General features: G+C 55.5%; 8 protein-coding genes and 1 pseudogene. 3 read left to right on the top strand and 6 right to left on the bottom strand.

The window, feature by feature from the left end; translation table 11 throughout:
• Positions 1 to 310: 310 nt before the first annotated feature.
• Positions 311 to 1,738, top strand: coding sequence for a mannose-1-phosphate guanylyltransferase/mannose-6-phosphate isomerase (locus J5289_RS23030; RefSeq protein WP_209207180.1), 1,428 nt, complete (start codon positions 311 to 313; stop codon positions 1,736 to 1,738).
• 573 nt (positions 1,739 to 2,311) lie between these two features.
• Positions 2,312 to 3,226 carry a recombinase family protein gene (locus tag J5289_RS23025; RefSeq protein ID WP_257625459.1) on the top strand — a complete coding sequence of 305 codons (915 nt, stop codon included), beginning with the start codon at positions 2,312 to 2,314 and terminating at the stop codon, positions 3,224 to 3,226.
• 969 nt (positions 3,227 to 4,195) lie between these two features.
• Here the strand turns inward: J5289_RS23025 and J5289_RS23020 are convergent.
• The 5 genes from J5289_RS23020 to repA form a co-directional block, all read right to left on the bottom strand.
• On the bottom strand, positions 4,196 to 5,395 hold the full coding sequence (locus J5289_RS23020) for an IS256 family transposase (protein WP_209207809.1): 1,200 nt from the start codon (positions 5,393 to 5,395) through the stop codon (positions 4,196 to 4,198).
• Positions 5,396 to 5,623: 228 nt separating this feature from the next.
• Positions 5,624 to 5,935 carry a KTSC domain-containing protein gene (locus J5289_RS23015; protein WP_143123450.1) on the bottom strand — a complete coding sequence of 104 codons (312 nt, stop codon included), beginning with the start codon at positions 5,933 to 5,935 and terminating at the stop codon, positions 5,624 to 5,626.
• A 1,998-nt stretch (positions 5,936 to 7,933) separates the two neighbouring features.
• Entirely contained in the window at positions 7,934 to 9,148 is a 1,215-nt protein-coding gene (repC, locus tag J5289_RS23010; RefSeq protein ID WP_209188016.1) for a plasmid replication protein RepC, read from the bottom strand.
• A 153-nt stretch (positions 9,149 to 9,301) separates the two neighbouring features.
• Entirely contained in the window at positions 9,302 to 10,339 is a 1,038-nt protein-coding gene (gene repB, locus J5289_RS23005; protein ID WP_209186274.1) for a plasmid partitioning protein RepB, read from the bottom strand.
• Positions 10,336 to 11,550, bottom strand: a complete 1,215-nt coding sequence (repA, locus tag J5289_RS23000; protein ID WP_224128755.1) for a plasmid partitioning protein RepA — start codon at positions 11,548 to 11,550, stop codon at positions 10,336 to 10,338. Before repA ends, repB begins: the two co-directional genes overlap by 4 nt.
• A gap of 450 nt (positions 11,551 to 12,000) precedes the next feature.
• On the opposite strand from repA, the pseudogene J5289_RS29760 reads away from it, so the two are divergent.
• A pseudogene (locus J5289_RS29760) lies at positions 12,001 to 12,809 on the top strand (type II toxin-antitoxin system HipA family toxin); the annotation flags it as partial.
• Between the two features lie 132 nt (positions 12,810 to 12,941).
• Here J5289_RS29760 and J5289_RS22990 read toward each other — a convergent pair.
• Positions 12,942 to 13,403: an MEKHLA domain-containing protein gene (locus J5289_RS22990; protein WP_209186273.1), complete on the bottom strand. Its 462-nt coding sequence runs from the start codon at positions 13,401 to 13,403 to the stop codon at positions 12,942 to 12,944.
• Between the last annotated feature and the right edge of the window lie 89 nt (positions 13,404 to 13,492).

Genomic DNA, 13,492 nt, shown 5'->3' with positions numbered 1-13,492 from the left:
CCACCTATTTTATAGACGTAGTGGAGAAATTCTGACTTCATTGTGCCGGCTGCCCATTGGGTTCAGCGGGATGACATAGATAGCGTAAGCTCCACAAGACCGGACTGCAGCCTTAACCTTGTGTCTCATTTGATCGACAAATAGACAATGAACGATTGGAGAAAGCGCAAGACACGATACAGTCGTCGTGCTCCCATGCTTTTGACGAGCGACACAAATCAGCGTTCGTAGATGCCGGAGCCAGACAGCGGCCAGGGCGGCCTCGCCTGCAGAAATTCATCGACGACAAGTTTTAAAGAGGATCGAATTCATGGCAGCAAAAATCGTCCCGGTCATCATGGCCGGTGGCAAGGGAACTCGATTGTGGCCGCTGTCGCGCGCCACGGCGCCAAAGCAGTTTATCCAGTTCGTGGGAGACCAGACACTGTTTCAGAACACCCTGTCGCGCGTTTCCGACAGGGATCTTTACGAAGCGGCCGTCGTCGTCACCAATGAGGAGTTCCGTTTCCTCGTGGCCGAGCAAGCCCGCGAGCTCGGCATCGAACTTGCAGCCGTGCTGCTCGAGCCGGTTGCCCGCAACACGGCCCCCGCCGTCGCAGCCGCGGCCGTTGTGGCGAGCGACCTTTTCGGCAAGGACACCATCATCCAGGTTCTGGCCTCCGACCACGAGATCACGGCAGACGCCACCTATTTCGATTGCATCCGTATCGCCCGTGCCACGGCGGCAGAAGGCAAGCTGGTCACCTTCGGCATCACCCCGACCGAGCCTGCCACCGGCTACGGTTATATCGAAGTCGGAAAGTCGCTGGCCTCTGGCGCCCATGCGGTCAAGCGCTTCATCGAGAAGCCACCTGTCGACAAGGCCGAGGCGATGCTCGCTGCCGGTGGCTTTTACTGGAACTCCGGCATCTTCGTTTTCCCGGTGACGCCGTTGCTGGCGGAGCTGAACGAATTTGCACCGGCCGTGGTCAAGGCGGCCAAGGAAGCCCTTGCCAAGGGCGTTCGCGACCTCGACTTCACCCGTCTGGACAGCGAGGCGTTTTCCAAGAGCCCCGACATATCCATCGACTATGCCGTCATGGAAAAGACGTCGAACGCCGCCGTTGTCCCCTCGTCCTTCCTGTGGTCGGACCTCGGCAGCTGGGATTCGGTGTGGAAGGTCGGCAAGCAGGACGAGAACGGCAACGTCTCGGCCGGCAACACGACGCTGGTGAACACCCGGAACTCTCTCGTCATGACCCACGGTACTCATCTTGCCGTGCAGGGTCTCGAGAACGTCGCCGTCATCGCATCCGAAGATGCCGTCTATGTGGGACATCTGAAGGACAGCCAGGATGTCGGCAAGCTGGTCAAGCTGCTGGCCGGCCACAAGAAGACCGCGACGCTCACCGAAACCCATCCCACGTCCTACCGCCCCTGGGGCGGTTACACGTCGCTGATCAAGAGCGACCGCTTCCAGGTGAAGCGCATCTTCGTGACGCCTGGCAAGAAGCTGTCGCTGCAGAAACACCATCACCGCTCCGAGCACTGGATCGTCGTCAAGGGTACGGCCGAAGTCACCATCGGCGACAAGGTGCAGGTCGTGCGCGAGAACGAGTCCGTCTACATCCCGCTCGGCGAAGTCCACCGCATGGCCAATCCGGGCAAGATCCTGCTGGAGCTGATCGAGGTACAGACCGGCTCCTATTTCGGCGAGGACGACATCATCCGCCTTAACGACGAATTCGGCCGCACCTGATAGAAATATTTTGCGATCGTCGGTGGCGGCGTGAGCAATAGCCTGATGGCCGACCCGTAACCACGGGACCGGCCGGCGCTTGGCCAGAGGGAACGGGCATCGAGACGCTCTCGGTAGAGAGCCGTCTGAGGCGCCCTTCGTGCCTTGATCTCCCTTTGCACATCGCCAAGCGTCGAATGACGCTTGTATGTCCCAGGCGGCGCTCGCAATGTTTTCCCGCAACGACCCCGCGCACTGCGTCGACTTCTGCGTCAAAGCAAGATGACGGCGCTGCGCCGCCTGTGAACAATTAGACCGGGTCACCATTTACCAAGCTGCCGTCATTCCTGTGGTTAAAGCAGCATTGCTGACTTGGTATCACCCTGATGCGTTCGCAAAGTCTTAGGCGCGAGTTTCCTCACAAGCCGTCACCAGGCGATTTTATGCCCTGTGCTTCTCCACGCTTCACGACAAAGGCGTTTTGCCGCTCAGGAGGCCGTATACGAGTATCAAAAACTTACTTGTAATGGGGCGGTTACTGATCCACATTGTTTGTACAGTAACGCATCGAGCCAATTGGGAGGACGCACGACTGTGATCCAACGTGCATCCAGCGACCTGTTAAAGCGGCAACGGATCATCGGCTATGCCCGCACTGCGAGCGATGAGCAATTTGAGGACACACAGCAGGCGGAACTGCTTGCAGCGGGTTGCGACCGGATCTTTGATGAGCGTCCGTCTCATCCCTCTCACGGTCACCCCGTCCTGACGAGACTGCTCGGCGAGCTTCGGGCTGGCGACACCCTCGTCGTCGTGCGCCTCGACCGACTGGACCTCTCGCCAAGCTCCTTGCTGCTACTGATGGAGGACTTCGAGAAGCGTGGCGTTCATCTGCGCTCAATGATAGATATGATTGACACTTCTCCTCCCCATGGCATTGCGTGTCTTTCAATTGTTCGGGCGTTGGTCCAGCTTGAGAAACGGCGTGGCAGCGAAAAGACCAAAGCTGGCATAAGGGCCGCAAAGAGCCGAGGAAAGCTAGCTGGAAATCCGGGTCTACGGGATCGGCGGCCGGAGGCGATCCAAGCTGCATCGAAAGCACGCGATAAAAACTATCTTTCCCAGTTGGTTGGCTCGGCAGATGTCTGGCTGCCGACAGTCAAGAAGCTTCGACCGGATCACAGTTGGGATAATGTCGTTCGCGTGCTCAACCGTCGTGGCATGGACTGGACTGTCGAGCGCCTCCGGCGCGCTGTCCACAGGATGGCCCGGGCCAATCTCGCCGATTCGGCCTTGCTCACCCGGTCACCACGCCGCACGCCGGACGATCGCCTCATGACGCTCATTGCTGCAATAGCGATTGCCGATCCGACCTTATCGCTTCGAGGGATTGGGGCTCAATTGGAATTGCTCGGCGAGACACCGCCCCGCGGTGGCCGAAAGTGGCAACCATCCTCGGTTCGTCATTTTCTCGACGAGGCCCGCAGGTTCGGGCTGATACGCGACTGAGAGCAAAAAGGAGATACCGGATAAGCACCTTCGCCCTTACCTCAGCATCGAGAAAAAAGAATTTTCACTTTGTCGCACCCGCCTTCTTGCAGGTATCAAATTCATCCACGCAAGTTCCCAGACATCTCATATGCTGGTCGTCATCTTTCTCGGAGTCGCATATATCGAAGCAAATATCTGCTCTGATGCGACATTGATTTTCGATCTGTAGGCCGCCACTCCGTGTTGATTTTGGAGTAACGGTCGTATCGGCATTTGCGCTCAAAGCAGAAAGGCTCACTACCAGAATCATACAGGCAGTACGAAATTCTGTTCTTAACATCCGTCGGCACCCGCTGGTACATTCTCAACTCAACGAAGATCATCGTCCGGGTCGGAATGTGTTGGCATCATCTTCCCTAATCCAAACCAATTGGCAAGAATTAATAGTAACATCAACTGGCATTCAAAATTTATCGGCGGTTGCCGATAATCGCACCGACTATTGGAATCGAGAAAACATTTCAATTTGACTGCGCGACGTTGGCGCCATTTACTTGTGATGCATTGATTTTTAATGCGGCGGTATTTTCCCATTTTTTTTAAACAGGAAGTACCAAAGGAATTTCCGCGGGACTACAACAACTAAAATGCAATACGCGCAGATGATGCTTGATGCAGCATACTGCCAGCAGTCAACTTGTCGGAAGATGGACAATCTGGATAACGCCGCCGGAAGCGGATTGGCGTCGAACTCAAGGTTGGTGGATATGAGGGAGGGTTGCCCACCAGCATTGCCACTGGGCAACAAGTGGGTGGGGTTACCGAGGCGACATCACCATGGTCGAGTATAAGAGCGATATACCTCGAGGTACATTGGATGGTTCAGCGCAACACGTGGACGTGCCGGCCTGACATTTGATCGTGCCCCTGGACGTGGTGTAGGTCGCGGCTGATTGCCGTGCTTTCCGACTGAGGTCGGAGGGGATATCAGCGAGCCACTGCTGGCAAACTGATTTGGGGATCATCGCTCATTTGGGCCATGGTCTCAAGGGTCATGTACCGGGCGCGCTGCACGGCCCATTCATCGTTCTGTTCGAGCAGCAGCGCCCCGACAAGACGGACGATTGCCTCGTCGTTGGGAAAGATACCGACCACATCAGTGCGGCGCTTGATTTCGCCGTTGAGACGCTCGATCGGATTGGTCGAGTGTAGCTTTGCCCGGTGCTCTCTCGGGAAGGTCATGTAGGCCAGAACATCGTCTTCGGCATCGTCCATGATGGTGGCAAGTTTTGGCACTTTCGGCCTGATCTGGTCGGCGACACTACGCCATTGAGCGCTGGCCGCCTCCGGTGTTTCCTGGGCAAAGGCCGTTGCGATGAAGGCGGAGACGACCCGCCGACCGCTCTTTCCGGCATGCGCCAAGACGTTCCGCATAAAGTGAACCCGGCACCTCTGCCAGGTGGCATTGAGAACCTTGGTCACGGCCGCTTTGAGACCTTCATGGGCATCGGAGATGACAAGCTTGACGCCGCGCAATCCTCGGCGTTTCAACTTGCGCAGAAATTCCGTCCAGATCGGTTCGGCTTCTGACGTGCCAACCTCCATACCCAGGACCTCGCGCCGGCCATCACTGTTGACGCCGACGGCGATGATGACAGCGACAGAGACAACCCGTCCGCCGCGTCGGACTTTGAGGTAGGTCGCATCGACCCATAGATATGGCCAGTCGCCTTCGATCGGTCTGTCGAGGAACGCTTTCACCTTAACGTCGATTTCTTCGCAGAGACGGCTCACCTGGCTTTTGGATATGCCACTCATCCCCATGGCCTTGACCAGGTCGTCAACTGAACGGGTCGAGATGCCCTGGATATAAGCTTCCTGGATGACCGCCGTCAGAGCCTTCTCTGCCATGCGGCGGGGTTCGAGGAAGCTCGGAAAGTAGCTGCCCTTGCGCAGCTTCGGAATGCGAAGCTCCACGGTCCCAGCTCGGGTTTCCCAATCACGGTCACGGTAGCCGTTGCGCTGAGCAAGCCGCAACGGGTTCTTGTCGCCGAAATCGGCACCTGTGGCTGAGCCGACCTCCAGCTCCATGAGCCGCTCGGCGGCAAAACCGATCATCTCACGCAATAAATCTGCATCCGCGCTCTTCTCAACAAGCGAGCGCACGTCCATCATGTCTTTGGTCATCGGTGATCTTTCCGTCAGGTTGGTCTTCAACAACCCGACCCTAACGGAAAACACTGGTGGCCGCCCGCAAAGCCGATCACCCGCTACAGCGCTATGGAAGCGCGCGGGCACTCGCCTTTGCTACCCTCCACAACCTACACCACCCGGCGGGACACGATCTGACATTTCGCGGGATGCATCGAAAAGACATGTGGCCAGCCTGTCTTTTACATCAATGCACATCGCCAGCTAGGAATAGACCGTCAGGTTAACATCAGCAGGCGAGGTCGTTTCAACACGCTTGATACGCCTGAGCAACACGAATTTGACGAGCAAGTTGGACAAGAGTTGCGGCCTGAGCGCCGCCCTTAGATATTTCTCATAGAACACGCCAGGCGTCGGATGCTCCGCAAAGGCCTTCACAAGCTCAAATGGTATGCTGCCGTAAACGCGGGTCTTGCCGTGCGCCGTGATAACTACAAGTCGGTTGCTCGCGAATTCATAGTGAACCGTCCGTACCGCTCTCGACTTAAAGTTAACTGTCAGGATTTCTGCGTCCATTGGATAAACCCCCTAGTATCGACTTATAATGCACTGCAACACAGAAAGTTCAAGTGTCATGAAATGACGCCAAGGGCTCGGTGCGCTCGAATCCAATGGGCCCGCGGGAAAAAGCAGGGGTCTCACCGCGCTTTACTCTGCCTTCACTGGGAAAATAGTTTCTTTATTTATGGCAATTATCGACTTTAACGCTCCATCCCTTGTTTATTGACTCAAACAACTGGAAGCTATTTAAAACCTTATTTCGAAGCCCTCACAGGCTGTGAGCAACACCGGTACTTTTACCCAATGCCGGCGTTTCAAGGCGTTCGATGACAGTGAGAGCCGGTGTAATTTCAAATCTCGAACTTCCACGACTGGAGAATGCCAGAACTAGTCCCATTGCAGTGGCGTTACTTGGAACGAAACAACCCGATCGGGTGCCTCCTCAAGCAGATTGTTTAATTCCCCAAGCGGCGATCTACGGCGTCCACTGCTGCTACCCGCGCGAAATAGGCCGGGAAACCTCACACTAACGCCGCGGGATTATTTCAAGAGGTCAGACCACGGCCGCCAGCAACCCATTCGCAAACTCCCGTCGGGGGCTTGTGTTCTTCGGCTTCGTGTCATTTCTGCCAATGAAAATTCCCCTCCATCTGGCAGACAAGCCAAATGCTGGGGCGCTCGTTTCTGGTCATCAAGTTGAATGCCGCCTTTCCTTGGGAGTTACGTCCTCTCTGTTCGTCATGCAACCGTCCGCTTGACAAGGACAGTGCTCTGGAAAAGCGGAGACCGACAGAAGCGCCGCACGAACGTAATGAATGCTGGCGGGAAGGAGCAGTCAAAAGAGCGTCCAGCATCCTGAGAGGACCGATCTGTCGGGCACCGGCTCCGCGCTTTGGCCGTTTTACCCTCGGTTGCGTATCGACTTCAACCGTCATGTGAACGTGGCGGCGCACGTGAGAGCAGTAACGTAACGCTCATAGCGTCACCCACACTTGTCTAGTCTGCGTCACAATCCCGAGGCGTCGCCACCCAACATGACCTGCTTGGCACTAGCTACCGTCTTTCGGCCGAAACAAGGAAACGTCTGGCGCTTATCATTTTCCCTGGCGCTCATTGCTCCTAGCGTGTGCGACTGCAAGGCAACACTTTTTTGGTGCCTTGCGCTTTCAACTTCCCCGGCCTTGCCAGCTGGCTGAGAGCGTTGCTTGTTTCGTAGGAACATGAAATTGCGCAGGAACTCTCTCGCCGTCGTGGGGATGAAAAAATCCTTGCGTTGGACGACGATGTCGTTGTCTGCATTTTATGGCCCGCGGAGCAGCGCAGTCCCAACTTAACACGGCGTCCACACGCCAATGCGTGAAGCACACATGTCTCCTCCCGAGAATTTGCCCACAGGGGGGAATGTCGCTTACCGCGAGGCGGCTGCAAAGGTATGGGTGAAGAATTGCGATGCAATGTCGAACAGTCTCCGGCTTAGCCGCTGAGTAGAATGAATTTAGGCTTCTTGCTGGCCGCTAGTCTAAGGCCTGTCGTCGAACGGCGCCGTCTGACCAAGGGCGTGTTGCTGGCCAATAGGTGCTGCAATATGGAGTTCCGAAACTGCGCGGAGCGCTTCTTTCGCACGTCTTATGGAGGTTCAGTGGGCACATGCTTGGGGTTCTGCCTGTAACTCTCTCAACCGATCGGGAAATCCTATTCTTTCGGCTGACTGCACACTGTGTAGGACCAGTCTGGTTTCTATTGCGTTGTCGGCCTTTCGGAGCCTCGTTGGGGTCCAGTCATGTCGCCGTGCGATGTTCCGGCGTTCACATTGGTTACCCATGCTGTGGGCACGGGATAAGCTCGTCTTGGCATTCCGATCGTGCCTGTGACCCTCTTTGTTTCGTGGGACGAGGGGGTTTTGAGAAGTCACGGGACCGTTTAAATCGCGGTTGACTGTCCCTTGGGCTGATGAAATGCGCAGTTTGCCGCGGCAAACTCCTAAGAGGGGAAAGTTTGCCGCGGCAAACTTTGCTAACCAAACGAGTGTTCCTCGCCAATGCTGGATTTAAGAAGCGCCATAATCATGGGACCGAGGGAAAATCGCCCCTCTCTCGCCCGCCCGGTTAGACTTCGAAGGTATCCGCCCGCAGAAGTAATAAAATTTGTGCGCTGTAAAATGCATGAAATCGTTGCAGCTGCGTTTTCTGGTCCCATAAGTTCGCATGCGTCCCGATAAGCAGACGGGCTGACTCCCAGCATAGACTTGACGACGACGGCCGCATTCATAAGCTCACGCCAATTGTTGATGGTCCCTCCTGGGCCATAGTCCGAGATAAGTGGGCACGCTCGCAAAATTGTTTCCAAAGGATACATCGCCCGTGCATCTCTTGGCGTGCTTTCGCTTCCAATGGGACGCCGTTGTGCGGTTTGTTTCACAGGCGGTTCAAATTCAATAGTAGAGTCAGGATCTGAATTCTGTATATGCCGGTCATTTTGACTGTCATTGCCGTTCATTTTTCCAGGATTAACCAACAAATGCAGACGGTTGATAAGATCGGCCTGGAGCATTTCCATCTTAGCTAGAGAAGCCTCTATTTCTGTAATCGTGGGTGAACGGGACATGCGGCGGACAATACCCAGATAGGTGTTTTCCATCTCATACCAATTCCCTTCTGCGCCTTCTTCGATCGCGGCTGTGAGGATCTTACGGACGTTACGACGGCATATCGTCAAGTCGGCCTTTGCCTTTCGCAATGCGTCTCGTTTGGCGGCCACTTCCTCGGCCAAACACAGAAACTCATCGGCTCTGGCGAGCAATGGGGAGAGATCGAAGCCGAACGCAGATTCTATGGCGCCGGATCTGTCCTTGCGGGCGTAGCGCTTGCCGTTGGCGCTGTCCTTGCGGATAATCAGACCCTTCTGGACCAAGGCGGCAATATGTCGGCGGATGGTTGCATCGGACATCTGATGGGCGCGCAGGGCAAGTTGAACGTTCGAAGGGAACACAACGAGCGCTCCATCCTGACGCAACTCTGCGTCAGGATGGAAGCTCAGCAGCGCGTTCAGAACTGTAAGGCTGCTAGATTGAAGGCCAAGCAGTGATTTTCCTGCCGCAATGTCGCGAAACACCTTCCATTTGTTTGCTGATTTTCCTGGTTTGATTTCCACAGCCGCCATCTGCCGTTTGATCAAGGCAAGCGTCACTGGCCGCCGCCCAAAGGGCGTCGTTACGCTTTCTGTGTGCATTATCTCTTACCTTTCGATAGGCAAAAGAAATCCGCTCACCAAAACGGTGCCGAGACTCTTGACTGTTTTTCAGGGAAGTGCGATTCTGTGTTTGCGGACTACAGAAGGGGCTTCCATGACGGCAACGTTTTGGGGGCCTTTTTCTTTTCCGGTCTACTCTCCGTTGCGTTGATGTTCGGCACTTTTCGATTTAAATTCATCGTAGAGTGCAGGTACTTGGTTCAGCAAGAACGCGGCGAAATCGGGCGCGTCTTTCGTGCTTATTGAGATATCCAGCGTGGCTTTGCCGTGTTTAATTAGCCCAAGACGATGCTGCCGGGGGCTTGTCCAAGGCTCTGCTGTTTGCCGCTCCGCGTTGGGCCTCAATTGTTTCAAAAGAGCCTTGAACCGCTCGTCCGATGGCAGACCCCGCACATCTTCGCTTTCGCTGATATCGATTGCCCTGTCGAGGTTGTTTCCTACGGTCAAATAGTCGGCAAATTCCATCCAACTACGACGACCTATGCCCGGAGCGGGACCGATCGCATCTATCAGCTCTCCTGGTATTTTGGCGACCACGGACAGCATGACCGACAGATCCCCCTTCTGAACAGAGAGGGCTGACATGATCACGTCCCGGGCAAAGCGCGCCTTCAAGCGATCAGCAAACCTAGCTTTTTCAATGTAGGTGAGATCCTGGCGCTCATTGTTTTCTTGTCCCTGCGCAACCACAAGCTGATCGTCGCTGAGATCGCGGACGATTGCCTTGACCTTCAGTCCGAGTTCTGCAACGGCACGAAGGCGCCGATGGCCAAACGCGACCTGGTATCGGCCTGGGACATCGGGGTGAGGGCGCACAAGAATGGGTACTTGTTGCCCTTGCTCACGAATTGAGACCACTAGCCCATCTATGTCGCCGGGCATTCGGTCTTGTAGAAACGATGCGTCAATTGTACTGGGATCTATATCAATGACCGATTGGCCGGCGAGCAGGCGCTTCTCGATATCGTCGGCACGCGCCTGACGCTCGCGTTCCAGTTCAAATGTCGAGCCGACCTGTTTGACGATCTTGTTTTCTGCTTTCGGCTGCTCAACGAGAGACAGCCTATCTTGCGGCTCGGGCATGAGTGGCAAAGTGCGCGGTTTGGCCTGGCGCGTTGTTTCGACGCGGCCAATGTTCTGCGGAATTGGCAAGATGTCTTTACGGCTCATGCTGCCCGTCCCCATGCTTTCCTGATGAGAGATTCAATCTCTCCGTTTACATTGTTCATCGCCTCCATGGCCCGATCATACGTCGCCCGCGTAAACGCAGCACGCTCAACCTCAAACAGCGTTTGATTGGTGAGGCCAGCATCAGAGACAGCTGTGGTCTTGAGCATGGGGTGGATCAGCACGTTGTCGCCGAACATGGCGCGAAGATAGCCGACCATTTGGTTTTGCGGCCCATCGCTCGGTTCGAAGCGCGTGATGAGGTAACGCATCCATTTGTAGTCGAACTCCGCGCCGTGTCCTGCGATCTCGCGCAAAAGATCGGACATCATCGATAAGAACTGGTTCATCGACATCACGTCCAGCATTTGCGGGTGAACGGTCACCAATAATGAGGTCGCGGCGGCGATTGCAGACAGTGTGAGATAGCCAAGTTGCGGCGGACAATCCACGACGACAACATCATAGTTGTCTTTGACCGAGGCGAGGGCTGCCTTCATCCGCTGGAAGAACATAACATCGCCGGGCTTTCGCTTCATCAGCGCACGCGGGGTGTCATGCTCGAATTCCATGAGTTCGAGGTTGCCGGGTACGAGATGAAGATCGGGAATATACGTCCCCCTGACGATTTCGTGCATGGGCCGAGGGGCCTCGTAGCGCAGCGCACCGTAGAGCGTCTCTCCCTCGCCGACATCCGTCTCGGGCTGAACCCCTAGGAGGGTGGACAAGCTTGCCTGCGGATCGAGATCGATCGCAAGAACGCGATAGCCCCGCAACGCCAGATATTGTGCGAGATGTGCGGCGGTCGTGGTCTTGCCGGAGCCACCCTTGAAATTCATAACGGAAATGACCTGTAGATCTTCTCCGTTGCGACGGTGTGGAAGATAACGCCGACTTCCGCGGCCGACCTTGTCCAAATGATTGCGGATTTTATGCATATCCATCGCTGAATATGATCGCCGGCCTGCTGGGCCGGTGCTAACGTCGAGATCGTCGGCTAAGTCGTTCGCAAGAGTTCTCAGGTACACCTCTTTCACACCGATAAACCTTGCGGCTTCAGCCGGCTGAAAATAGCGGATCGTTTTATCCGCATGGGGCGGAAAGACGCTTAGATGATGGGCCTGAAGCTGACTTGACAGCGTATCGGAATGCCGCTCGATAAGCCCCATGAGACTTTCGTCTGCGGGCGGGATGTTACCAATGAGTTGAGCCATTTCAGAAGCCGATTATCCTAAATAGCGTTGCCAAGCGGAAATATGGCGTTGCTCCGATGCTTGCACTAAGCAGCGATTCTGGACGTGCTGCAACCGCATTTTGGGTAACGAGACGTTAACATCACTCGCGTTAATCTCAAATGGTGTTATCTTTCATAGCCTTAGTGCCTGTAGATAATTTACAGCGCTCAGGTGAAACTCGGTCATTTATCTACGTTATAGGACCCTAAAACAGGCCCGCGAGATGCGACCCACCGACTCAGCGTTGCAGTTGAGGCCTCTGTAGCCTCCTTCCGTCGTCGTCGATCACGCTTACATTGGATGCGTTACGTCTGCCGGTTGGGGTGAAAATATAGATGCGGTTGCCACCTTGAGGGACGGCCAGGCAACTGCGCGCGCGCAGACATGGTACGAGATGAGCTCGCCGATCGCGAGCAGCCTCTCTAGGCAGCCTTGCGGTTTTCGCTGGCCGGCGTGCAGCTGAAATTCTCGGGATTCTGGAACACGGGAAAGGCAGGTGGCCTGACCATACCGGCGGACGGGCTGGCGGTTTATGGATCGTGAACTGCCGTCGCAACAATATAGCGGCGTTCCCGAGAACGAGTTCGCGATGATGACGATCGCCGGTATGACGGGGATGAACGTACCCGAGATTCAGCTGGTCGATCTGGAAGCCGTCAGCGGCCTACCGCAAGGTCTCAGTGAGTTGCAAGGGTAGGCGCTGGCGATAAGGCGCTTTGATCGCACAACGCACGGGCCGGTCCATATCGAGAATTTCGCACAGGTGTTCGGCGTAAAACCCGACGATAGGTACAGCAAAGGCAATTACCCCAGCATCACGCGCATGCTGGGAATCTCGTCGCCGAGTTCATACGGCGGCTCGTATTTAGTACGCTGATATGCAATGGCGACATGCATCTGAAGAACTGGTCGCTGATCTATCCCGACAGACGAACACCGGCGCTTTCACCCGCTTACGACCTGCTATCGACGATACCCATATCGAAGGTGAGGATACGGCGGCACTAAACTTCTCGAGGACGAAGAACATGGCCGCGTTGTCAATGGACGAACTGGCGCGTCTCGCCGCCAAGGTGGAATTGTCCGAAAAGCTGGTGCTCGACACCGCACGCAAGACAGTCGAACGTTTCCGCGCAGTGTGGGACGCGGAGAAAGGCCACCTGCCGATAGCAGCCAAGGTCCGCAATATGATTGATGGGCATGCCGCCTCGACTGAGCTGTACCGTGAACCTGCATAAGCAGCGCTGGATCGACAGGATCGTCGATAAGCAGAAAAGACGGAAGCGATAGGGCGTCAGGCGTAGGCGTTCGCCGGGCGAGCGGTGCTCAACGACCAGCCCCACTTTCGTGCGCGTAAATTAGCAGACCGCCTAGTCTGTGATCGAAAATGTTGCAGCTTGCCCGTACGTCAGACCGTCTTGCTCGGTCAACTGCCAGACACAGCCATCCTCGATCCAAAAGTGACGCCCAGACTTTGCTATCCGAGCGCCCCTGTACCCGGAAGCATGCCCGTCGCGTGCAACTGTCTCCAAAAGCAGTTGTCGGTCAGCACGATTGGGAACTTCGGCGGAAAGACGGGATGGTAAGGACGTAAACTCTTGCCAGTCATATTCAAAACAACGTTGAGCTGACATATTCGCATAGATGAAGAGCGGATCTGGATCGGTGTTGTGAGCGACCACAGCGAATGGGGCGTGATGATAGAGCCAATGCGCATCGCTGTCATCGGGCACCAGCGCCTTGCCGACAATGCGCCGGTAACTGTCAACCAACAGATAAAACAATGCTTTGTCGTACCAGGGTTCAAGGACGATTCGGTCGGTTGATGGCATGCACTTTCCTCAATTGTTTGGACTGGATCAGGCGCCCAGTTGGACAATTGAGTGAGCCCATTTTGGTGCCAGCCGCATCCGAACTTCAA

The organism is Rhizobium sp. B230/85 (genome assembly GCF_019355735.1).
In the GTDB taxonomy this organism is placed as follows: Bacteria; Pseudomonadota; Alphaproteobacteria; order Rhizobiales; family Rhizobiaceae; genus Rhizobium; species Rhizobium rhododendri.
The sequence above is the reverse complement of the archived record's forward strand: the minus strand, read 5'-3'. Positions and strand labels throughout refer to the sequence as shown.